At 60.9% G+C, this 22,173-nt stretch carries 22 protein-coding genes; 9 read left to right on the top strand and 13 right to left on the bottom strand.

Going from position 1 to position 22,173, the window contains the following annotated elements; genetic code table 11:
* The first annotated feature begins 24 nt into the window (after nt 1–24).
* Nucleotides 25–1,428 (top strand): siroheme synthase CysG, encoded by a 1,404-nt coding sequence (gene cysG / locus AWX27_RS19535; RefSeq protein WP_060424534.1) that lies wholly within the window; start codon nt 25–27, stop codon nt 1,426–1,428.
* 51 nt (nt 1,429–1,479) lie between these two features.
* Here cysG and trpS read toward each other — a convergent pair whose 3' ends face one another.
* From trpS to pilM, 12 genes are all read right to left on the bottom strand, one after another.
* Complete coding sequence (gene trpS / locus AWX27_RS19530) at nt 1,480–2,487, bottom strand: tryptophan--tRNA ligase (RefSeq protein ID WP_025304534.1); 1,008 nt, start codon at nt 2,485–2,487, stop codon at nt 1,480–1,482.
* A gap of 2 nt (nt 2,488–2,489) precedes the next feature.
* A complete protein-coding gene (locus AWX27_RS19525; protein WP_038878137.1) occupies nt 2,490–3,188 on the bottom strand; it encodes a phosphoglycolate phosphatase in 699 nt (232 codons plus the stop codon).
* Entirely contained in the window at nt 3,181–3,858 is a 678-nt protein-coding gene (gene rpe / locus AWX27_RS19520; protein WP_019456160.1) for a ribulose-phosphate 3-epimerase, read from the bottom strand. Before rpe ends, AWX27_RS19525 begins: the two co-directional genes overlap by 8 nt.
* 50 nt (nt 3,859–3,908) lie before the next feature.
* Nucleotides 3,909–4,721: an adenine-specific DNA-methyltransferase gene (gene dam / locus AWX27_RS19515; RefSeq protein ID WP_038878140.1), complete on the bottom strand. Its 813-nt coding sequence runs from the start codon at nt 4,719–4,721 to the stop codon at nt 3,909–3,911.
* A gap of 84 nt (nt 4,722–4,805) precedes the next feature.
* Complete coding sequence (locus AWX27_RS19510) at nt 4,806–5,819, bottom strand: SPOR domain-containing protein (RefSeq protein ID WP_060424531.1); 1,014 nt, start codon at nt 5,817–5,819, stop codon at nt 4,806–4,808.
* Nucleotides 5,820–5,975: 156 nt separating this feature from the next.
* Nucleotides 5,976–7,076 (bottom strand): 3-dehydroquinate synthase, encoded by a 1,101-nt coding sequence (gene aroB / locus AWX27_RS19505; protein WP_060424528.1) that lies wholly within the window; start codon nt 7,074–7,076, stop codon nt 5,976–5,978.
* Nucleotides 7,077–7,182: 106 nt separating this feature from the next.
* On the bottom strand, nt 7,183–7,704 hold the full coding sequence (gene aroK / locus AWX27_RS19500) for a shikimate kinase AroK (protein ID WP_004391482.1): 522 nt from the start codon (nt 7,702–7,704) through the stop codon (nt 7,183–7,185).
* A gap of 349 nt (nt 7,705–8,053) precedes the next feature.
* Nucleotides 8,054–9,298, bottom strand: coding sequence for a DNA uptake porin HofQ (gene hofQ / locus AWX27_RS19495; RefSeq protein ID WP_072265488.1), 1,245 nt, complete (start codon nt 9,296–9,298; stop codon nt 8,054–8,056).
* Nucleotides 9,295–9,657 (bottom strand): HofP DNA utilization family protein, encoded by a 363-nt coding sequence (locus AWX27_RS19490; RefSeq protein ID WP_060424525.1) that lies wholly within the window; start codon nt 9,655–9,657, stop codon nt 9,295–9,297. Before AWX27_RS19490 ends, hofQ begins: the two co-directional genes overlap by 4 nt.
* The gene (locus AWX27_RS19485; protein ID WP_060424523.1) at nt 9,650–10,144 is read right to left on the bottom strand and encodes a hypothetical protein; all 495 of its coding nucleotides are present in this window, start codon (nt 10,142–10,144) and stop codon (nt 9,650–9,652) included. Before AWX27_RS19485 ends, AWX27_RS19490 begins: the two co-directional genes overlap by 8 nt.
* Entirely contained in the window at nt 10,137–10,676 is a 540-nt protein-coding gene (locus AWX27_RS19480; RefSeq protein ID WP_060424521.1) for a PilN domain-containing protein, read from the bottom strand. The genes AWX27_RS19485 and AWX27_RS19480 overlap by 8 nt, the downstream gene beginning before the upstream one ends.
* Nucleotides 10,676–11,509 (bottom strand): pilus assembly protein PilM, encoded by an 834-nt coding sequence (gene pilM / locus AWX27_RS19475; protein ID WP_060424519.1) that lies wholly within the window; start codon nt 11,507–11,509, stop codon nt 10,676–10,678. Before pilM ends, AWX27_RS19480 begins: the two co-directional genes overlap by 1 nt.
* 121 nt (nt 11,510–11,630) lie before the next feature.
* Between pilM and mrcA the strand changes: the two genes are divergently transcribed.
* Nucleotides 11,631–14,189, top strand: a complete 2,559-nt coding sequence (mrcA, locus tag AWX27_RS19470) for a peptidoglycan glycosyltransferase/peptidoglycan DD-transpeptidase MrcA (protein WP_047729686.1) — start codon at nt 11,631–11,633, stop codon at nt 14,187–14,189.
* Between the two features lie 51 nt (nt 14,190–14,240).
* On the opposite strand, the gene nudE is transcribed toward mrcA, so the two are convergent.
* Entirely contained in the window at nt 14,241–14,795 is a 555-nt protein-coding gene (gene nudE, locus AWX27_RS19465) for an ADP compounds hydrolase NudE (RefSeq protein WP_038878156.1), read from the bottom strand.
* 448 nt (nt 14,796–15,243) lie between these two features.
* On the opposite strand from nudE, the gene AWX27_RS19460 reads away from it, so the two are divergent.
* The 7 genes from AWX27_RS19460 (at nt 15,244) to AWX27_RS19430 (ending at nt 22,143) form a co-directional block, all read left to right on the top strand.
* On the top strand, nt 15,244–17,379 hold the full coding sequence (locus AWX27_RS19460; RefSeq protein WP_060424517.1) for an intracellular growth attenuator family protein: 2,136 nt from the start codon (nt 15,244–15,246) through the stop codon (nt 17,377–17,379).
* A 98-nt stretch (nt 17,380–17,477) separates the two neighbouring features.
* Nucleotides 17,478–18,158 (top strand): GMP/IMP nucleotidase, encoded by a 681-nt coding sequence (gene yrfG / locus AWX27_RS19455; RefSeq protein WP_025304546.1) that lies wholly within the window; start codon nt 17,478–17,480, stop codon nt 18,156–18,158.
* On the top strand, nt 18,155–18,562 hold the full coding sequence (hslR, locus tag AWX27_RS19450) for a ribosome-associated heat shock protein Hsp15 (RefSeq protein WP_015379306.1): 408 nt from the start codon (nt 18,155–18,157) through the stop codon (nt 18,560–18,562). The genes yrfG and hslR overlap by 4 nt, the downstream gene beginning before the upstream one ends.
* 25 nt (nt 18,563–18,587) lie before the next feature.
* On the top strand, nt 18,588–19,466 hold the full coding sequence (hslO, locus tag AWX27_RS19445; RefSeq protein ID WP_060424515.1) for an Hsp33 family molecular chaperone HslO: 879 nt from the start codon (nt 18,588–18,590) through the stop codon (nt 19,464–19,466).
* A 194-nt stretch (nt 19,467–19,660) separates the two neighbouring features.
* Nucleotides 19,661–21,280, top strand: a complete 1,620-nt coding sequence (pckA, locus tag AWX27_RS19440) for a phosphoenolpyruvate carboxykinase (ATP) (protein ID WP_015379308.1) — start codon at nt 19,661–19,663, stop codon at nt 21,278–21,280.
* A gap of 126 nt (nt 21,281–21,406) precedes the next feature.
* Nucleotides 21,407–21,667: a FitA-like ribbon-helix-helix domain-containing protein gene (locus tag AWX27_RS19435; protein ID WP_015379309.1), complete on the top strand. Its 261-nt coding sequence runs from the start codon at nt 21,407–21,409 to the stop codon at nt 21,665–21,667.
* Nucleotides 21,664–22,143 carry a type II toxin-antitoxin system VapC family toxin gene (locus AWX27_RS19430; RefSeq protein ID WP_015379310.1) on the top strand — a complete coding sequence of 160 codons (480 nt, stop codon included), beginning with the start codon at nt 21,664–21,666 and terminating at the stop codon, nt 22,141–22,143. Before AWX27_RS19435 ends, AWX27_RS19430 begins: the two co-directional genes overlap by 4 nt.
* Nucleotides 22,144–22,173 lie beyond the last annotated feature (30 nt).

Below are 22,173 nucleotides of genomic sequence, written 5' to 3'. Positions count from 1 at the left end.
CACTGATTACCCCGAGGAGTGCCGATGGACTACCTGCCGATTTTCTGCCAACTGCAACATAAAGCCTGCCTGCTGGTGGGCGGCGGCGAGATCGCCGAACGCAAGGCGCGCCTGCTGCTGGACGCCGGCGCAGCGCTGACCGTCAACGCCGTGGACTTCACCCCGCAGTTCCGCCTGTGGGCGGAAGAAGGCCGGTTGACGCTGGCCGAAGGCGAATTCAGCCCGGCCCTGCTGGCGGAAAAATGGCTGGTGATCGCCGCCACCGACCGGCTGGAGGTCAACGCACTGGTGTATCAGTGCGCCAACCGGCAGCGGGTGTTCTGCAACGTGGTGGACGATCCGAAACGCGCCAGCTTTATCATGCCGTCAATCATCGATCGTTCGCCGATCATGGTGGCGGTGTCCTCCGGCGGCAAAGCGCCGGTGCTGGCGCGGCTGCTGCGCGAGAAGCTGGAAGCGATGCTGCCGCAGCACCTCGGCAAGCTGGCCCAGCTGGGCGGCTCGCTGCGGCAGCGGGTAAAACAACGCTTCAGCAGCCTCGGCGCGCGCCGTCGCTTCTGGGAACGGTTATTCGCCCACGATCGGCTGGCGCAGTCGCTGGCCAACGACGACGCCACGCTGGCCGAACGCCAGCTCGAGCAGCTGTTCAGCGAACAGCCGGAAGATCGCGGTGAAGTGGTGCTGGTGGGCGCCGGGCCGGGCGATGCCGGCTTGCTGACGCTGAAAGGGCTACAGCAGATCCAGCAGGCCGACGTGGTGGTGTACGACCGGCTGGTCTCCGAAGAGATCATGACGCTGGTGCGCCGCGACGCCGAACGCATCTTCGTCGGCAAACGCGCCGGCCACCACTGCGTGCCGCAAGAGCAAATCAACCAAATCCTGCTGCAGCAGGCGCAGCAAGGCAAACGCGTGGTGCGCCTGAAGGGGGGAGATCCCTTTATCTTCGGCCGCGGCGGCGAAGAGCTGGAGACGCTGGCGGACGCCAACGTGCCGTTCTCGGTGGTTCCGGGCATCACCGCCGCCTCCGGCTGTTCCGCCTACAGCGGTATCCCGCTTACCCACCGCGACCATGCGCAGAGCGTGCGCCTGGTGACCGGCCACGCCAAGGCCGACGGCGGATTGGACTGGGCGACGCTGGCCGCCGGGCAACAGACGCTGGTGTTCTATATGGGGCTGTCGCAGGCGGCGGAGATCCAACGCCAGCTGATAGCGAATGGATTGGCGGCCACCACGCCGGTGGCGCTGGTAGAAAACGGCACTTCCTGCCACCAGCGGGTGATCGAAGGCGAACTCGGCCAACTGGGCGCCCTGTCACTGCAGGCCGCCAGCCCCAGTCTGATCATCGTCGGCAGCGTGGTCAGCCTGCGCAGCAAACTCAACTGGTTCGCCAGCGAGGTACCGCCTGCCGGCCTGGCGCAAATGGCGTGATACCGACATAAAAAAAGCGGCCCGTGGCCGCTTTTTTTATTTTCGCTGGCGTTACGCCTGCGGCGGTACGAAACCGACGGCCTGATAGACCTTCGCCAGGGTTTCCTGCGCGCGTGCGCGGGCCTTGGCGGCGCCGTCGCGCATCACCTGCTGCAGATAGGCTTCGTCGTTACGGAAGCGGTGATAGCGCTCCTGCAGCTCACCCAGCATGCCGGAGACGGCTTCCGCCACCGCGCCTTTCAGGTGGCCGTACATCTGGCCTTCGAACTCGGCTTCCAGCTGCGCGATGCTCTTGCCGGTCACGCCGGCGAGAATATCCAGCAGGTTGGAGACGCCCGCCTTGTTGACCACGTCGTAACGCACGACAGGCGGCTCTTCCGAGTCGGTCATTGCGCGCTTAATCTTCTTGGTCACCGCTTTCGGATCTTCCAGCAGGCCGATCACGTTGTTGCGGTTATCGTCCGACTTGGACATCTTCTTGGTCGGTTCCTGCAGCGACATCACGCGCGCGCCGGATTTAGGAATAAACGGCTCCGGCACTTTGAACACGTCGCCGTACAGCGCGTTGAAACGCTGCCCTACGTCGCGGCTCAGTTCCAGGTGCTGCTTCTGGTCTTCGCCCACCGGCACCTGGTTGGTTTGATACAGCAGGATATCCGCCGCCATCAGCACCGGATAGCTGAACAGCCCGGCGTTGATGTTCTCCGCGTAGCGCGCGGATTTGTCTTTGAACTGCGTCATGCGGCTCAGTTCGCCGAAATAGGTGTAGCAGTTCAGCACCCAGCTCAGCTGCGTGTGCTCAGGCACGTGCGACTGCACGAAGATGGTGCTTTTTTCCGGATCGATACCGCAGGCCAGGTACAGCGCCAGCGTATCCAGCGTGGCTTTGCGCAGTTTCTCGGCGTCCTGGCGCACGGTGATGGCATGCAGATCGACGATGCAGTAGATGCAGTCGTAGTCGTCCTGCATCTGCACCCACTGACGCAGCGCACCCATGTAGTTGCCGATGGTCAGTTCGCCGGACGGTTGCGCGCCGCTAAATACGATGGGCTTACTCATGTTTAAATTTCCTGATTCTCTAAAGATGACAGCCCAAGAGCGGGCAACAAATCGGCGAAGCGCTCCAACACCCGATCGGGGTGGCTCAGGGCTATCGATTCGCCGTAGTTATAACCGTAGGTAAAGCCGACGCTTGGGCAACCGGCGCCCTGCGCGGCTTGAATATCGTTGCGTGAATCGCCGACGAACAGCAGTTCATGCGCGCGCAGCCCAAGCTTGCCGAGCACCAGATACAACGGCGCCGGGTGCGGTTTCTTTTCCGTCACGTCGTCGCCGCCGATCACCAGCGAGAAATAGTCGCCAATCCCCAACGATGCCAGCAGCGGCGCCACGAACGGCGTCGGCTTGTTGGTCACCAGCGCCATCGGGTAGCCGTGCGCGGCCAGTCGGGCCAGCGTCTCTTGCACCTGCGGGAACAGGCGGCTACCGCTGTCGACGGTCTGCGCATAGAAATGGTCGAAGCGTTCACGCAGCCGGCCGCACTGTTCCGGCGTGCCTTCCGCTTCCGCCCAGCGCAGCGCGCGCTGCACCAGCACGTCGGCGCCGTTGCCGATCCAGGTGCCAACCCGCTCCTCACCCGCTTGCGGCAGGCCCGCTTCTTCCAGCGCCATATCGATGGCGGCCGCCAGGCCCGGCGCGCTGTCGACCAGCGTGCCGTCCAGATCGAAGGCCAATGCGCGGATCGCGCCGAAATCAGCCATGGGAAACCTTCGCCAACTCGCTGCGCATCTCGTCGATCACCTTGCGGTAGTCCGGCTGGCCAAAGATGGCGGAACCGGCGACGAACATATCGGCGCCCGCAGCGGCGATTTCGGCGATGTTATCCACCTTCACCCCGCCGTCGACTTCCAGGCGGATGTCGCGACCGCTGTCGTCGATCAGCTTGCGCACCTGGCGCAGCTTGTCCAGGGTGCCGTGGATGAACGACTGGCCGCCGAAGCCCGGGTTAACCGACATCAGCAGGATCACGTCGATTTTATCCATCACGTAGTCGAGATAGCTCAGCGGCGTGGCCGGGTTGAACACCAGGCCGGCTTTACAGCCGTGCTCTTTGATCAGCTGAATGGTGCGATCGACATGCTCGGAAGCTTCGGGGTGGAAAGAGATATAAGACGCGCCGGCCTTGGCGAAATCAGGCACGATGCGGTCCACCGGCTTGACCATCAGATGCACGTCAATCGGCGCGGTAATGCCGTAGTTGCGCAGCGCTTCGCACACCATCGGACCGATGGTCAGATTGGGCACGTAGTGGTTGTCCATCACGTCGAAGTGCACCACGTCGCCGCCTGCGGCCAGCACGTTGGCGGTATCTTCACCTAACCGGGCAAAATCTGCCGACAGAATGGACGGGGCAATCAAAAACTTTTTCATCCGCTTCTCCAAACGTAGGGTCGAGTTGTTATGCGCCGGGGTGCCCCGGCTTAGCGATACAGCGCCAAAAGCTCGTTCACTTTGCTGCGGCCGAGAATATTGCGGCTGATCGTGCGGCGCGCTTTCACCACATACAGCGCAGCATTCTGGTACCAGTCGCGCGTCAGCTCGGTATCGTGATTGGAGATCAATACCGGTACCCGGCTCTCTACCGAGAGCTGATGCGCCAATTGCGCCAGGCTCTGCTGATCGGCGATGCTGAAGCTGTTGGTGTGGTAAGCGGTGAAATTCGCCGTCGCCGACAGCGGCGCATAAGGCGGATCGCAATACACCACGGCGCCGGCCACGGCCTTCGCCATGGTATCGCGGTAATGCTCGCAGACAAAAGTGGCATTGCGCGATTTTTCAGCAAACCAGTAGAGCTCTTCTTCCGGGAAGTACGGTTTCTTGTAGCGGCCGAACGGTACGTTGAACTCGCCGCGCAGGTTATAGCGGCACAGGCCGTTATAACAGTGGCGGTTCAGGTACAGGAACAGCAGCGCCCGGCGGTAAGGCTCGGTGCTAGTATTGAACTCTTCTCGCAGCAGGTAAAACTGATCCGAGTTATTGAATTCATCGGCGAAAAGCGTGCGGGCATCGCGCACGAAGTCATCCGTGCGCAGCTTAACGATGTTATACAGGTTGATAAGATCGCTATTGATGTCGGCGAGAATGTAGGCGTCGTAATCCGTATTCAGGAAGACGGATCCCGCACCCACGAAGGGCTCGATTAAGCAGTCTCCCGCCGGCAGATGGCGACGAATCTCGTCTACCAGCGGGTATTTTCCACCAGCCCATTTTAAAAAAGCGCGGTTTTTCTTCATGCCGTCAATTAGCTACTTATACAATTCAGAGCGGCGGATTGTACTCTGTTTCAGACAGCACATCAGCGCACAAATTTAAATGATTTATTTTTTAAGATCTTGCTGTACCTGATGTACAGGTCGGACCCATGGTTTTTTCGCCTGTACATCCGCCGGCAACGAAGCAATAGCGCGCTTCGCTTCCGCGGAAGACGCGTAGTTGCCGCTTACCAGCACATACCACGGCTTGCCGTCACGCTTGGTGGCGTACACCAGGTAGTTCTGCAGCTTCTGCTGTTTGGCGTAGGCGTTCAGCGTATCGGAACGCGAAGCGCTGCTCAGCTGCAGCGTGTAATGGCTGCCCGGTGCAGACTGCAGCGAACTGCCGCTGCTGCTGACCGCTCCCGCTTTCGCGGTGGAAGACGGCTTGGCCGGCGGCGTATACACCGTAGTCGGTGATTTATGCTGCGTCGCGGTCGGTTTGGTGGCGGCGGTTTTCGCCGGCGTTTTATGCTGTTGCGGCGTGGTGCCTTGCACAGGGCGCGTCGCCTCGCGCGCCGCAGCGCCGCTCATCACCGTTGCCGGTGCAGTCGGCAACGTCGACGCTGCGCCGGTCATGCCCTGGGTTGCGGCATCCACCTGCCCCTGCTGCTGCGACAGCGCATCCGCCATGTTGCCCGGCAGATCGACGCGCTGCTGCGCACCGCCCTGCTGAGGCTGAGTTTGCGCTTCGGTCGGCGTGCCGGAGATCGGCGGAACGCTGACGTTCTGCGGTTGCTGCGGCTGAGTCGCGCTCACACCGTTGTTATCGTGGGTATCCGTCGTGCCGCCCGGCACGCCGTTGTTGGCGGTGGTCAGCGACGAAGAGCCGGACAGGTTGATGTCGCGAGCCGCGCCGTTTTGCGCGCCGCTATCCTGAGCCGCCTCATGCTTGGTCGGCGCCTTCAAGGCGGAACCGATGCCGATAATCAGCAGCAACAGCACCAAAATGCCGATGCCAATCATCAAATGCTGGCGCGAAACGGCGAAGCGCGGCGCGGCGGCCGGCTTGCGCGAACGCGTAGGACGACGATCGCTGCTATCAGGTCTGAGATCGTCTTCCGGTTTAAACTCGTCCATCTGAAACCCTCCAACTAGAGGCAAAAGCCCACCACCGTAGACCTACCGTGGCACGGGCAGATTAACCCGATGATGGCAAAGCGACACCCGTCGTGCTCTGCTCACTGTATTAATATAGATGCAAATGGCGGCTAAGCCACTGTTACTTGGTCCGATTTAATTACGCTGCTGCTCAGGCAGGCAGGCGGCGATCGACGCCAACACCAGTTCATGCCCTACGCCGCCGCGCACTTCGGCCGCACCGATCGCGGTCGGCAGCACCAGACGCAGTTCACCCGCCAGCACTTTCTTGTCGCGCAGCATGTGCGGCAAATAGGATTCCGGCGTCATTTCCTGCGGCCCGCAGACCGGCAAGCCGGCGCGCAGCAGCAGCGTTTTGATGCGTTCGATGTCTTCAACGGAGAACTGGCCGAGACGGTGCGCGGTTTCCGCCGCCATCACCATGCCCGCAGCCACCGCTTCGCCGTGCAGCCATACGCCGTAGCCCATTTCGGCTTCGATGGCGTGGCCGTAAGTATGGCCCAGATTCAGCAAGGCGCGCAGGCCGCTTTCGCGTTCGTCGGCGGCCACGACCTCGGCCTTCAGCTCGCAGCAGCGGCGGATACAGTAGGCCAACGCCTGCATATCCAACGCCATCAGCGCATCGATGTTGTTTTCCAGCCAGACGAAGAACTCGCGATCGAGGATGATCCCGTATTTGATGACTTCAGCCAGACCGGAAGAGAGTTCACGCGTCGGCAACGTTTTCAGGCAATCCAGATCAACCACCACCGAAGCGGGTTGATAGAAAGCGCCGATCATGTTTTTGCCGAGCGGGTGGTTGACGGCGGTCTTGCCGCCCACGGAAGAATCCACCTGCGACAACAGCGTGGTGGGAACCTGAATGAAGCGCACGCCGCGTTGATAGCACGCGGCGGCAAAGCCGGTCAGATCGCCGACAACGCCGCCACCGAGCGCGATCAGCGTCGTGTCGCGCCCGTGCGGTTTTTCCAGCAGCGCCGAAAACACCTGCTCCAACACCGCCAGAGATTTGTACTGCTCACCATCGGGAAGGATCACCTGATCCACCACGACGCCGCCCCGCTCCAGCACCTGCCGGACGCGCTCCAGATAGAGCGGCGCCAGGGTCTGGTTGGTGACCAACATCGCTTGCTCACCCGCCTTCAACGGCATAAAAGAAGCCGGATCGTTAAACAATCCGGCGGCGATGGTAATCGGGTAGCTGCGCTCCCCAAGCGTTACAGTAATTCTCTCCATGTCGCGCTCAGTTCTCTGTATGGTGCGGCGGTGGTTGATCCCCGCAGCGGCGGGGAACACAAATCAGTTTTCCGCATTGGCCGACGGCGAACGCGAAAATCGGCAATCAGTTGCTTTCCAGCATGTTGATGATCTGGTTAGCAACCACTTTAGCGCTCTGATCGTCGGTGCGGATGGTGACATCGGCAATCTCTTCATACAACGGATTGCGCTCTTTCGCCAAGGCTTCCAGCACTTCACGCGGCGGAGAATCGACCTGCAGCAGCGGGCGTTTTTTATCACGCTGGGTACGAGCCAGCTGCTTCTCGATCGTGGTTTCCAGATAGACCACCACGCCGCGCGCGGACAGACGGTTGCGCGTTTCGCGCGACTTCACCGAACCGCCGCCGGTCGCCAACACAATCCCTTGTTTTTCCGTCAGTTCATTAATGACTTTTTCTTCACGATCGCGGAAACCTTCTTCCCCTTCCACGTCGAATACCCAGCCCACGTCAGCTCCGGTACGTCGCTCAATTTCTTGATCGGAGTCGAAGAACTCCATATTGAGTTGCTGAGCTAACTGACGGCCAATAGTGCTTTTGCCGGCACCCATAGGCCCAACCAGAAAGATATTGCGTTTCTCTGCCATGTTTTTCGGTATTACTAAGACAATTCGTTAATGTTAACCCGCCCCGCCAATCAAATCAGCGGCGGGACCTAAACTGAAACCTCATGAGCGATAGTGCGAGATCAGACGAAAAATTATCTCAACACTCTTGGTAGTTTGGCAACCGAATAAATCGCAATCCACGCCGCGGGAGGGAAACCATATGTTTTTAACGGCGTCTTGACGCTAACAAAAAACCTCGGTGCTCAATTCGGTAACCCTTGTAAGCTAAATCGGCCGCAGCGTCAAACGCAGATCCCCCCAAGGAGATAAAAAAGTGTATCTGCTCATCAACTTTAGGAGATTTGCCGTCCGGCTGACAGGTAGCCGCTTATCCCTTAATCAGGGTCGGCGTAATGAAGATCACCAGCTCGCGTTTTTTCTGTTGTGCGCCGCTTTGTCGGAACAAGCCTCCCAATAACGGCGCATCCGCCAATCCCGGCACCTTGTCCGCCGTCTTGCCGCTATGCCGTTGAAAAATACCGCCGAGCACCAGGGTTTCACCGTTTTTCACCGTGATCTGCGTTTTAATCTCCTGTTTATCGATGGTCAGCGCTTCCCCCGCGCCCCGGCTGATGGCGCGCCCCGGCATATTTTGGCTGATGTGCAACGTCAGCGTGATGCGCCCGTCCGGCAACACTTTCGGCGTCACCTCCATGCCCAGCACCGCCTCTTTGAACTCGATGGCGGTCGCACCGCTGGCGCCGCTTGACACTTCGTAAGGGATCTCGGTTCCCTGCTTGATGCTGGCGGTTTGCAGGTGCGCCGTCAGCAGGCGCGGGCTGGCGATGATCTCCACCTGATTCTCCTGTTCCAGCGCCGTCAGCTCGAGGCTCAGCAAACGCCCGCTGATGCGCGCCAGATGGAAACCGGCGTTCACCGCGCTGCGCTCCAGCGGCAGGTTGACGCCGAGATTGCCCGGCCGCAGCGGCTTCGCCGGCCTGTCGTCAGGCGCCAATCCCCAACGCACGCCGAGTTCGCGCAAGCTTTCGCTGTTGATGGTCACGATATGCGCCGCCAGCTGGACCTGTGCCAGCGGCGCGTCCATTTCCGTTACCCGCTTTTTCAACTGCGCCAGGATCGGCGCGGTGTCGCGCAGCAGCAGCGTATTGGTGCGCTTATCCGCCAGCACGCTGCCCCGCTCGCTGAGCAAGGCGCCGCGTTGGGCATTGAGGCTTTCGGCAATCTCCGCCGCATCGCCGTTCTGTAACGTCAGGCTCAGGCTGTGCAGCGGTTGCCGCTGCGCCAGCGCCTCTCGCTGCTGCCTTTTTTCCTGCGCGTCCGGCTCCGGCGCAATCAGCATCACGTTACCCTCACGCGTCATCGCCAATTTGCCCATGCGCAGGGTCAGCGCCAGCGCCTGAGGCCAGGGCACATTCTCCAGCCGCAGCGTCAGGTTGCCGCTCACGCCGGGCGCGGCGATCAGGTTCATCTGCCGATAATCCGCCAGCGCCTGCAGGATGACCGTGACCGGCGCATCCTGAAACTCCAGCGAAATAACCTGTTTATCCTGCGCCTGTGCGGCGCCGAGCGTCAGACACCACAGCGCCACGCCCAATCCAGCGCGTCCTTTCATGGTTTCCCATCCTTGTTGTCCATTATCAGCGGGATGTCGCCCTGGCTCGCCGGGCAATCCGGTTCGGCCGCCAGCGCCGTTAACGTCAGGCTGCGCGCCTGCACCTGCGTCACCTGCCAACGCTCGGCCAGCACCCGCTGCTGCGGCCGCAGGCGCAGCCACTGCCCCGCCGGCGTCACCACCCAGCCATAGCGCAGCGTCGGTTGCCCGATGACGCCTTTCAGTCGCCAGCCCGCCGGCGATGCCGCCGTTTGGGCACAAGCAGGCAGCGGAGGCGGCGCAAACGGGTCGCGCGGCTCAGCACATAGGGCCCACGGCCATAGCAGCCACCACCACCCACGGCCGGGTCTTTTACTCATCTGCCTGCTCCTCGGTGGCATCCTGCAAAACCAACCGCGCCGTCATGCCAAGGGGCGGCGTCTCCACGCTCAGCTGCTCGAGGCGCAAATCGGCGGGCAGCGCCTCCAGCAGCGCCAACAAACCGGCGTAGTCAATGCGCAAACTCAGCGTTTGCCGCAGCGGTTTTTCCTGCCGCTGCCAGCGCAGCAAAGCGCCCCCCGCCCGTTGCAGCACGCTCGCCAAATCGCCGGTGGTGGTCGGCGCAAGCACCGCCGCCGGGATAATGGTTTGCGGCGTCTCTTCCAACTGGCTCTGCACCATAGCGATCTGTTGCAGCAGGCGCTGTTGCCGCTCCGCCGCATTTTCCCGCTGACGCCATTCGTCTTGCAGCAGCCAACCGCCGCCCAACAGCGCCAGCGTGCCGATGCCCAACCCTTGCGACAGCAGCAATAGCCAGCCCGGTAAGCTCAGCCAGAGGCGCAGCCCGGAGGACAAACGGCTATCCATCACGCCCCCACTGCGCCGCCAGATGAAAGGAGTACAGGCCGTCTTCGCGTTGCGCCATCTCCGCCAAATGCAGCCGTGGCAACGCAGGTATCCCCGCCAGCCGCCGTTCGAACTGCGTGATGGCCGCAGGAGAGCGGCTCAATCCACGCAGCCGCAGGCCGTTCGCCGCATTGCAGTCCAACGCCGTGAGCCACAGCGGCGGAGGAATGCTGGAGGACAATTGCTGCAGCAGCTGCAAATAACGCCGGTTATGTTGGGCGTTATTTGCCTGCCGTTCGGCGCGGGCACTGTGCATCGCTTGCTGCGCCCGCTCTTGCTGCTGCTGGCGGGCGAGCGACGTCAATGCCGCCAGCTCCTCACCCAGCATCGCCTGCCGCGCCTGCCGCTGCGTCTGTTGGTGACGCAGTTGGCCGGCGGCCAGGAACAGTGCCAGCAGCAGCGCCGTTACCTGCAACAGCAGCACGCCCAGCCAGAAATAGGCGCGTCGCCGATCGCGGCGCTGGCGCCAGGGCAGAAAGTTAACCTGATACATCAACGATCCTCCTCGCGCAGCGCCAGACCACCGGCCAACGCGAACGCCGAGGGATGCACGGGCAACGGCGGACGCAGCTGCGTAAAGGCGCTGAGCGGCGACCAGGCCAGGCAGCCGGCGGGCAGGGCTCCCGCCAGCACGCTGCCGGCATAGACAGGCCGATCGTCGCCCGCCGGCGTCTGGGCTTGCAGCGCCCGCAGCGCCTGGGCGCCATCGTCGCCCGGCGCCAGACCAAAGGCGAAGGCGCCATCGGCCGGCGCCACCCACAGCCATTCTCGTTCGAGGCGATGCATCAGCCCCGCGGCGGGCGGCACGCCTGCCGCCGTCGCCATCATCCGCAGCGCGCAGGGGGTGATATCGACCGCCTGCGGATGCAGGCCAGCCTGACGCAGACAAAGCAGCCACTGCTGCAGTTCCTGCCGCCGCGCGGCGGTCAACAGCAGCGCCGCCTCATCCCCCGGTGCGGCGCGATAGTCGAGCGCCAGCGTCTGGCCGTCGAGCGGAAACTGCTTCAAACCGTGGCCGCCGATATAGTCGCTGCGTTCCGGCTCGCGCAGCCGCGCATCAGGCCGTGCCATACGCTGCTGCAACACGCGCTGCGCCGGCAGGGCAATGCGTAAGGAAATATGTCGCGGCAGCTGGACGCGCCATTGCCGCAGCGCCCGGATCAGGAATTCGGAAGGTTCCAGGCAGCCGTCGCGTAAAACTGCCTGCGGCAGCGCCTGCTGCCACCAGTGGCGCAACTGCCAGCCGTTGCGGCGGCGTTGGGCCGCCACCGCCCGCACGCAGTCGATTTGTATATCCAGCCCCACCTGCCATGCTTGAGGGAACATGTTTCGCAAGCCTCCATAACATCAGATGATAAAAGAACATATCCATGTCGCAGGCTTGCCTTTATACTACCGCGCGGTTGTTTATAAACTGCCCAAATGACTTAGAAATGGGAAATCTCAGGTGAAGTTCGTAAAGTATTTACTAATCCTTGCAGTATGTTGCATCGTGCTGGGAGCAGCCTCGATTTTCGGCTTGTACAAATATGTCGAGCCACAGCTGCCCGACGTCGCAACGCTGAAAGATGTGCGGCTGCAAATACCGATGCAGGTTTACAGCGCCGATGGCGAACTGATCGCCCAATACGGCGAGAAGCGCCGCATTCCGCTGAAGCTGGATCAAATTCCACCGGTGATGGTGCACGCATTCATCGCCACCGAAGACAGCCGCTTCTACGATCACCACGGCGTCGATCCGGTCGGCATCTTCCGCGCCGCCTCCATCGCGCTGGTCTCCGGCCACGCTTCGCAGGGGGCCAGTACCATTACCCAACAGCTGGCGCGTAACTTCTTCTTAAGCCCGGAACGCACCCTGATGCGTAAAATCAAGGAAGCCTTCCTGGCGGTGCGCATCGAGCAGATGCTCACCAAGGATGAAATCCTTGAGCTATATCTGAACAAGATCTATCTGGGTTACCGCGCCTACGGCGTGGGCGCCGCCGCGCAGGTCTATTTCGGCAAAGACGTCAGCCAGCTGACCCTGAGCGAAATGGCGACCATCGCCGGCCTGCCGAAAGCGCCGTCCACCTTCAACCCGCTCTATTCGCACGATCGCGCCGTTGCCCGTCGCAACGTGGTGCTGTCGCGCATGCTGGACGAACACTACATCACGCAGGCGCAGTACGATCAGGCGCGCGCCGAAGATCTGGTCGCCAACTACCATGCGCCGGAAATCAGCTTCTCCGCGCCGTATCTCTCCGAGATGGTGCGTCAGGAGATGATCAAGCGCTACGGTGAAAATGCCTATACCGACGGTTACAAGGTTTACACCACCGTCACCAAGCGGCTGCAGCTGGCGGCGCAGGAGTCGGTACGCAACAACGTGCTGGCCTATGACATGCGCCACGGCTACCGCGGCCCGTCCAACGTGTTGTGGAAAGTCGGCGAAGCGGCCTGGGATCGCAAACAGATTGTTGATTCGCTGAAAAACCTGCCGAACTACGGCCCGCTGGCGCCGGCGGTGATCACCGCCGCCAACCCGCAGGAAGCGACGGCGATGCTGGCCGACGGCAGCAGCATTGCCCTGCCGATGGCGACCATGCGCTGGGCGCGCCCATACCGTTCAGACACGCAGCAAGGCCCAACGCCGAAACGCGTCACCGACGTGGTGCAGGCCGGCCAGCAGGTGTGGGTGCGTAAAGTGAACGAGGCCTGGTGGCTGTCGCAGGTGCCGGACGTCAACTCGGCGCTGGTCTCAATCAACCCGAACGACGGCGCGGTGAAAGCGCTGGTTGGCGGCTTCGATTTCAACCAGAGCAAGTTCAACCGCGTCACGCAGGCTCTGCGCCAGGTAGGGTCGAACATCAAACCGTTCCTGTACACTGCCGCGATGGATAAAGGCCTGACGCTGGCCACCATTCTGAACGACTTGCCGATTACCCGTTGGGATGCCGGCGCCGGCACCGACTGGCGGCCGAAAAACTCGCCGCCGACCTACGACGGCCCGATTCGCCTGCGGCAGGGGCTGGGGCAATCGAAGAACGTGGTGATGGTGCGCGCGATGCGTGCGATGGGCGTCGACTACGCGGCGGAATATCTGCAGCGCTTCGGCTTCCCGGCGCAGAACATCGTGCATACCGAATCGCTGGCGCTGGGCTCCGCCTCCTTCACCCCGATGCAGCTGGTACGCGGCTACGCGGTGCTGGCGAACGGCGGTTACCTGGTTGACCCGTACTTCATCACCAAAATTGAAGACGACAACGGCAATACGGTGTTCGAAGCCAAACCGAAAGTGGTGTGCAGCAGCTGCAACCTGCCGGTGATCTACGGCGACACCCACCGTTCGGCGGTGCTGTCCGACGACAACATCGAAAACGTCGCCACCTCGCAGGAAGGCAGCAACAGCACGGTGCCGATGCCGCAGCTGGAGCAGGTTACCCCGGCTCAGGTGCAGCAGGACGGCGACCAACAGTATGCGCCGCACGTGATCAGCACGCCGCTGGCCTTCCTCATCCACGACGCGCTGAACAGCAACATCTTCGGTGAACCGGGTTGGATGGGCACGGCCTGGCGCGCCGGGCGCGATCTGAAGCGTCATGACATCGGCGGCAAAACCGGTACCACCAACAGTTCCAAAGACGCCTGGTTCTCCGGCTATGGTCCGGATACCGTGACGTCGGTGTGGATCGGTTTCGACGATCACCGCCGCGACCTGGGCCGTTCGACGGTATCCGGCGCCATCCCGGATCAGATTTCCGGCGGTGAAGGCGGAGCCAAGAGCGCCCAGCCGGCGTGGGACGACTTCATGAAGACCGCGCTGGAAGGCATCCCGGAGCAGAAAGTCACGCCGCCGCCGGGCATCATCAGCGTCACCATCGACAAGAGCAGCGGCAAGCTCTCTGGCGGTGGCGGCGGCAGCCGTTCCGAGTACTTCATCGAAGGAACTCAGCCGACGGACTACCCATCGCGCGATACCGGCACCACGTTGACCGATCCGGGCGGTGAAAGCCACGAGCTGTTCTGATCGAAAAGGGCCAGAGAAATCTGGCCCTTTTTTTGTTTGGCGCGAAGCGTATCAGCGCGAAGCGCGCAAAAATGCCTCTGAGAGGAACAGCGCGCTGACGTTGCGCGCCTCACGAAAATCCGGTTCCGCCAGCAGCGCCATCATGTCGGCGATCGGCCAACGCACCTGCGGCAGGGGCTCCGGCTCATCCCCTTCCAGGCTCTGCGGATAGAGATCGTGCGCCAGCACGATATTCATTTTGCTGGAAAAGTAAGAGGGCGCCATCGTCAGCTTGCTGAGAAAATCAAAGCGCTTCGCGCCGTATCCCACCTCTTCCATCAGCTCGCGGTTGGCGGCCTCCAGCACCCCCTCACCGGGATCGATCAGCCCTTTCGGGAACCCCAGCTCATAGGATTCGGTGCCTACCGCATATTCGCGGATCAGCAGCAGGTCATCGCCAATCACCGGCACGATCATCACCGCTTCGCGATCCGAAGGCCGCATGCGCTCATACACCCGCCGCACACCGTTGCTGAATTCCAAATCGACCGACTCGACGTTGAACAAACGCGAACGCGCGACGGTTTCCACTTTCAGAATTTTAGGTTTTTGCAGGTGTTTATCCATGATTGCCTCAAAGAGGTTACCCAGGCGCGGACGGGGCAACCGAAATAATGATTGGCGTAACGCACGGCTCGTTGGCGCTCAAACGCTGACCAAATTCGATCCTGATCACATTGTGCGTTAAGGGTAAGCTCCGCCGCAACGAGCATGAGCAGTAATTTACTTTCTTTTAACAAGCGTAGCCAGCGGCGGGCGATTTTCCGTACTGATTCAGCAAACAGCACGCATGAAAATAGGATAATACCGATATCGACGGCAGAGGCCGGTTGCTAGTATCACGCAGGCAAGAATCAGTGATAAAATGGCCTTGCGTCATGAAGGAATGAGATCCAGAGCGAGAATCTGTTTGTTCCCTCATTATTAGTTCTGGGTGCCTCCTGGCGGTTTACTCCGTATAATATTCACCTTTTCATCAGGTTGGCGAAATTCACGGGTGTGAAATGGGGATTGCATGAGCACAATAGTGTTGATATTGGCCTTAGTGCTTGTCTGCCTGATTGCCGCCGGCCTGTACCTGTGGTTCAAGGCGCGCAACCCGTCGGCGCTGGCGCACGCGCTGCCGTTTATCAAACCTGCCCACCGCAAGCTGACCGACGAAGAGCGTGCTGCGGTCGAGTTCTATCTCAATCAGCAAAACAAGCTGAGCAACAAGCTGTTGCCCGGCGGCGGCGCTACCTTGCCCGCAGCCAAACTGGCGCTCACCCCGCAAAGCGATAACGTTTATCCCGTCACGCACGCCATCACCCGCTATGGGCTGGCCAGCGACGATCCCAATAAATGGCGCTATTACCTCGATGCCGAAGAGGTGCACCTGCCGCCGTTTTGGGAACCCTATATCACCGCCGACAACCATGTGGAAGTGATCCGTACCCAGACGCTGCCGCTGGTGATTTCGCTCAACGGGCACTCGCTGAAAGATCATATTCACGACCGGCCGCAACCGCCGGTGGTGAACGCCGCGCCGACCAAAAACGCCTCTATCCGCAAGGAAGAGAGCGAGCATGTCGAGCTGGTCAATATTCGCAAGGAAACGCCGGAAGAGCATGCGCTGAACCGGCCGAACGGCATCCGTGAAGCCGTCATCATCTCCGCCGCGCTGCTGCTGCTGTTCTTCAGCCTGATAAGCCCGGTGCTGGTGATCCCCTGGATGATTTTCGTGGCGGTGCTGATGATCGCCTGGGGATGCTGGAACCTGTTCCGCCGTCCGGCGTCACGCGAGCTGAAAGAGATCCACTGTCTGCGCGGTACGCCGAAGCGCTGGGGCCTGTTCGGCGAATCCGGCCAGGGGCAGATCAGCAACATTTCACTCGGCATCATCGATCTTATCTACCCGCCGCATTGGCAGCCTTACCTGACGCAGGACCTGGGCAAGACCACCGATGTGGACGTCTACCTCAATCGGCAGGTGGTGCGCCAGGGGCGCTTCCTCTCGCTGCATGACGAAGTGAAAAACTTCCCGCTGCAGCAGTGGGGCCGCAACGCGGTGCTGGTCGCCAGCTCGGCGCTGGTGCTGCTGTTGCTGCTGATCTATATCCCGCTCAACCTGCCGCTGACCCTCAGCATGGCCTGGCTGCAGGGTGCGCAAAAAGTGGAAGTGACCAGCGTTCAGGCGCTGGAAGCCACGCCGTTGCGCATCGGCGACACGCTGAAAGTGCGCGGCAGCGGCATGTGCTATGTGCCCCCGCCGGCCAATGGGGGCAGCGCCGTCAATTTTGCGCCGTTCGACTGTTCCGGCATCTACTGGAACAACGCCGCCCCACTGCCACAGCCGGAATCGGAAGTCATAGACAAAGCGACGGCCCTGCTGGCTACGGTCAACAGCCAGCTGCATCCGAGCGGCGCCGATCAGAAGGTCAACCCGCAGTTGGCCAGCGCCATCGAGAAATCCGGCATGATCCTGTTGGACGACTTCTCTGATATCGTTTTGAAAACACAGGATTTGTGCCAGGCAGAAAGCGACTGCGTGCGGTTGAAGAACGCCCTGGTCAACCTGGGCAACGCCAAAAACTGGAGCGGCCTGGTGAAACGCGCCAGGTCCGGCGCGCTGCAAGGCGTCAACGTCCTGCTGCGCCCGGTGAGCGCCGAGTCGCTGGAAAGCCTGACCAAAGTGGCCACATCGTCGTTCATCTTCAATGAAACGCGTTTGGCCGCCGCAGCGCTCAACAGCCCGCCGCCGGGCGGTTTCCTGATCAGCAGCGACGAAGGCCGCCAGCTGGTCAGCCATCCGCAGCCGTCGGCGCCGCAGAGCGAATACAACGCCCTCGACCAGTGGAATGAGTTGCAGCGCCTTTCCACTCTGCTGCTGCACACCCCCTTCCAGGCACAGGGCGTGATCACCAGCCTCAGCGTCGACGCCAACGGCACCCGTCATGTGGCGCTGCACAGCGAACCGGACATGATCACCCTGTGGCGCTACCTCGGTACCAGTCTGCTGTTGCTGGCGGTCGTCATCAGCCTGGGCTATAACGCCTGGCGGCTGGTGCAGCGTCGGCGCATCAATCAGCACCGCGTCGCCGATATCCAGCGTTACTACGACAGCTGCTTCAATCCGCAGCTCAATCCGATGTCGATGCGGCCGATGGCCTGAACCTGACGCCGGGGCCTCCGCCCTGTCATCTGCTTATGCTACGCTAACGCTATTATTCTCATCTGCGGACCGCCCGTCGGTCCGCCCGTGGAGTTTTTATGGTTCCCGAGTTTGATTGGCCGCAGATCGATACCGTGCTGCTGGATATGGACGGCACCTTGCTGGATCTGGAGTTCGACAGCCACTTTTGGCTCAGCCTGGTGCCGCAGGCGCTGAGCGAAAGGCGCGCCATTCCTTTCGACGAAGCCCGTCATATCATTGAGCGGGAGTATCAGGCGGTGCAGCACACCATGAACTGGTATTGCTTCGATTACTGGAGCGAGCGGTTGGATCTGGATATCTACCGCATGACCAGCGAAGTCGGCAGCCGCGCCCGGCTGCGCGAAGACACCGAGCCGTTTTTACGGGCGCTGCGCGACGCCGGTCTGCAAACCATTTTGCTGACCAACGCCCATCCGCACAGCCTGGCGGTGAAAATCGAGCATACCGGCCTCGATCGGCACCTTGATTTATTGTTTTCCACCCACACATTTGGTTATCCGAAAGAAGATCAGCGTCTGTGGCAGGCGGTGCAACAGCACACCGGATTCAATCCGCAGCGCACGCTGTTCGTCGACGACGGCGAGCCGATCCTCGACGCGGCGCGCACTTTCGGCATTCGTTACTGCCTGGGCGTGCAAAACCCGGACTCCAGTACGGCGGAGAAAAGCTTCCAGCGCCATCCGTCGATGCGTGACTACCGCCTGCTGATACCGGCGCTGGCCAAGGGGGAAGCATGAAGGAAAAAGCGACGCGCGACGACGCGGTACGGCTGGATAAGTGGCTCTGGGCCGCTCGCTTCTATAAGACCCGTGCGCTGGCACGCGAAATGATCGACGGCGGCAAGGTGCATTACAACGGCCAGCGCGGCAAGCCGAGCAAGATTGTCGAACTCAACGCCGAGCTCAAGCTGCGGCAAGGCAACGAAGAACGTACGGTGATCGTGCTGGCGCTGACCAGCCAACGCCGCGGCGCCGGCGAGGCGCAGCAAATGTATCAGGAAACCGAAGCCAGCATCGCCAACCGCGAAAAGATGGCGCTGGCGCGCAAGATGAACGCGTTGACCATGCCGCATCCGGACCGTCGTCCGGACAAAAAGGAGCGGCGAGACCTGATGAAATTTAAATTTGGTGAGCCGGAATAACCCCTCACCGCAATGAGAGAAGATTATGTCCAACCATGACCAATTGCACCGTTACCTGTTTGAAAACTACGCGGTGCGCGGCGAGCTGGTTACCGTCAGCGAAACCTATCAGCAGATCCTGAACAACCACGACTACCCGGCGCCGGTACAGAAGCTGCTGGGCGAACTGCTGGTCGCCACCAGTCTGCTGACCGCGACCCTGAAGTTCGACGGCGACATCACCGTGCAGCTGCAAGGCGACGGCCCGCTGAAGCTGGCGGTGATCAACGGCAACAACCGTCAGGAGATGCGCGGCGTTGCGCGCACCCAGGCGCCTATCGCCGACGACAGCACCTTGCATCAGATGATCGGCAACGGCGTCATGGTCATCACCATTTCGCCGACGGAAGGCGAGCGCTATCAGGGCGTAGTCGGTCTGGAAGGTGAAACCCTGGCCGAATGCCTGGAAGCCTACTTCCGCCAGTCCGAGCAGCTGCCAACCCGCCTGTTCATCCGCACCGGCGAAGCGGAAGGCAACGCCGCGGCGGCCGGTATGCTGCTGCAGGTGCTGCCGGCGCAGGACGGCAACCTCGATGATTTCGATCATCTGGTGCAACTGACCAACACGGTAAAAAGCGAAGAGCTGTTCGGCCTGCCGGCCAACGAAGTGTTGTACCGCCTGTATCACCAGGAAGAGGTCACCCTGTACGAACCGCAGGACGTGCAGTTCCGTTGCACCTGTTCGCGCCAGCGTTGCGCCGACGCGCTGCTGACCCTGCCGACCGACGAAGTGGCGGACATGCTGGAGCAGGACGGCAATATCGACATGCACTGCGACTACTGTGGCAGCCACTATGTCTTTGACCCGGGTGATGTTGCCGCTTTGTATGCGGGTAACACCGGCGAAAGCGACCAGTTGCACTAAGTCACACCCTCTTGGCGGGCGCGCTCGGCGCCCGCCAACGCCCGCCGTTTGCACGTTTGCTTTTTTCCGTGTGCTATCTCTCAGATCGTAACGAAATACCGCCTAAAACGTTAAATATTTGATACCCATCGCGGTTACGCACCGTTAGATCCCTACAATTGCCGCCAGAAATTCTGTGACCAAGGAGTAGTAACATGCGCGTTAAAGGTATAACCCCTCAGGATCTGGCCGCTTACGGCATTCACGACGTTAGCGAAATCGTTCACAACCCGAGCTATGAACTGCTGTTTAAGGAAGAAACAGACCCATCTCTGGAAGGTTTTGAGCGTGGGGTAGTCACCAAGCTGGGTGCCGTCTCCGTCGATACCGGCATCTTCACCGGCCGCTCGCCGAAAGACAAATACATCGTCCGCGACGACATCACCCGCGATACCGTGTGGTGGGCCGATCAGGGCAAAGGCAAAAACGACAACAAACCCCTCAGCCCGGAAGTGTGGGCCGATCTGAAACACCTGGTCACCGAACAACTGTCCGGCAAACGCCTGTTCGTGGTGGATACCTTCTGCGGCGCCAACGCCGACTCGCGCCTGAAAGTGCGCTTCATCACCGAGGTGGCCTGGCAGGCGCACTTCGTGAAAAACATGTTCATCCGCCCGAGCGATGAAGAACTGGCTGACTTCGAGCCGGACTTCGTGGTGATGAACGGAGCCAAATGCACCAACCCGAACTGGCAGCAGCAAGGCCTGAACTCGGAGAACTTCGTCGCCTTCAACCTGACCGAGCGCATGCAGTTGATCGGCGGCACCTGGTACGGCGGCGAAATGAAGAAAGGCATGTTCTCGATGATGAACTACCTGCTGCCGCTGAAAGGCATCGCCTCGATGCACTGCTCGGCCAACGTGGGCGAGAAAGGCGACGTGGCGGTGTTCTTCGGCCTGTCCGGTACCGGCAAGACCACCCTCTCCACCGATCCGAAGCGTCAGCTGATCGGCGATGACGAGCACGGCTGGGACGACGACGGCGTGTTCAACTTCGAAGGCGGCTGCTACGCCAAGACCATCAAGCTGTCTGAAGAAGCCGAGCCGGACATCTATCACGCCATCAAACGCGACGCGCTGCTGGAAAACGTCACCGTGCTGGCCGACGGCAGCATCGACTTCAACGACGGTTCGAAAACCGAGAACACCCGCGTTTCTTACCCGATCTACCATATCCAGAACATCGTCAAGCCGGTGTCCAAGGCGGGTCACGCCACCAAGGTGATCTTCCTGACCGCCGATGCCTTCGGCGTGCTGCCGCCGGTATCGCGTCTGACCGCCAACCAGACTCAGTACCACTTCCTGTCCGGCTTCACCGCCAAGCTGGCCGGCACCGAGCGCGGCGTAACCGAACCGACGCCAACCTTCTCCGCCTGCTTCGGCGCCGCATTCCTGTCGCTGCACCCGACGCAGTACGCCGAAGTGCTGGTGAAACGCATGCAGGCCGCCGGCGCCCAGGCTTACCTGGTCAACACCGGCTGGAACGGTACCGGCAAGCGCATCTCGATCAAAGATACGCGCGGCATCATTGACGCCATCCTGAGCGGTGAAATCGACAAGGCGGAAACCGTTACCCTGCCGATCTTCGATCTGGCGATGCCGACCGCGCTGCCGGGCGTGAACCCGGAGATCCTCGATCCGCGCAATACCTATGCCAGCCTCGAGCAGTGGCAGGAAAAAGCGCAGGATCTGGCCGAGCGCTTCATCACCAACTTCGATAAATACACCGACACGCCTGCGGGCGCCGCGCTGGTCAGCGCCGGCCCTAAGCTGTAATTCGGTAGCGTTACCTCTTCAGCTAAGGCGCGGATCCCGCGCCTTTTTTTATTTTCAGCGATTGCTTTTTAACCAGCAAGGCGAGAAAATAAGTCAATGCAATCATTGATAGCAAAGGAGGTTTGAATGGCGACTATCACCGTCAGAAATCTGGACGACGAAATCAAAGAGCTGCTGCGTATTTCAGCGGCGAAAAACGGCCATTCTATGGAAGAGGAAGCGCGCATGATCCTGAAACAGGCGCTGGTGAAAAAACCGCCGCGCTATGGGTTAGGAACACGCATGCATCAGTACTTCGCCGAATTCGGCGGCGTTGAGTTGGAGATCCCCCCACGTGATGAAGCCCCTCATCGTATTGTCAACTTTGATGAAGACGATGAAAAATGATTGTGCTGGATACCAACGTCGTTTCGGAATTGCTGCGGCCGGCGCCTCACTACAATGTATTGCGCTGGTTAGATGAGCAGGATACGTATCGGTTCTATTTGAGCGCCATCGTGGTTGCGGAGCTGTATACGGGCATCGCCTGCATGCCTCACGGCAAGAAACAGCTCGAACTGCAAACTAACCTCGGCGACATGCTGCAGGAAGAGTTTTCAGACAGAATCTTACCCTTTGACGTCGGCTGTGCGATGCAGCATGCGGAATTAATGGGCGCCAATCGCCGCCGAGGCATTGGCGTCAGCATGCCGGATACCCAAATCGCCGCCACCTGCCTGCATTACGGTGCCGCCCTGGCCACCCGCAACACCAAAGACTTCCTCCACTGCGGCATCGAGTTAATCGATCCGTGGCAGGCGCCGACCGGCCGTCGGTTGCATGAGGATGCGGCGGAATACTACGTGATGAGCAGGAAGTCCTGACGGGGCCGCAGCAACGCGGCCCGCGCCAAG

The sequence above is a fragment of the Serratia sp. 2880STDY5682894 genome (genome assembly GCF_001537385.1).
Lineage (GTDB): Bacteria > Pseudomonadota > Gammaproteobacteria > Enterobacterales > Enterobacteriaceae > Serratia > Serratia nevei.
Note: the sequence above shows the minus strand (reverse complement) of the source record. Positions and strands in the feature narration are given on the sequence as shown.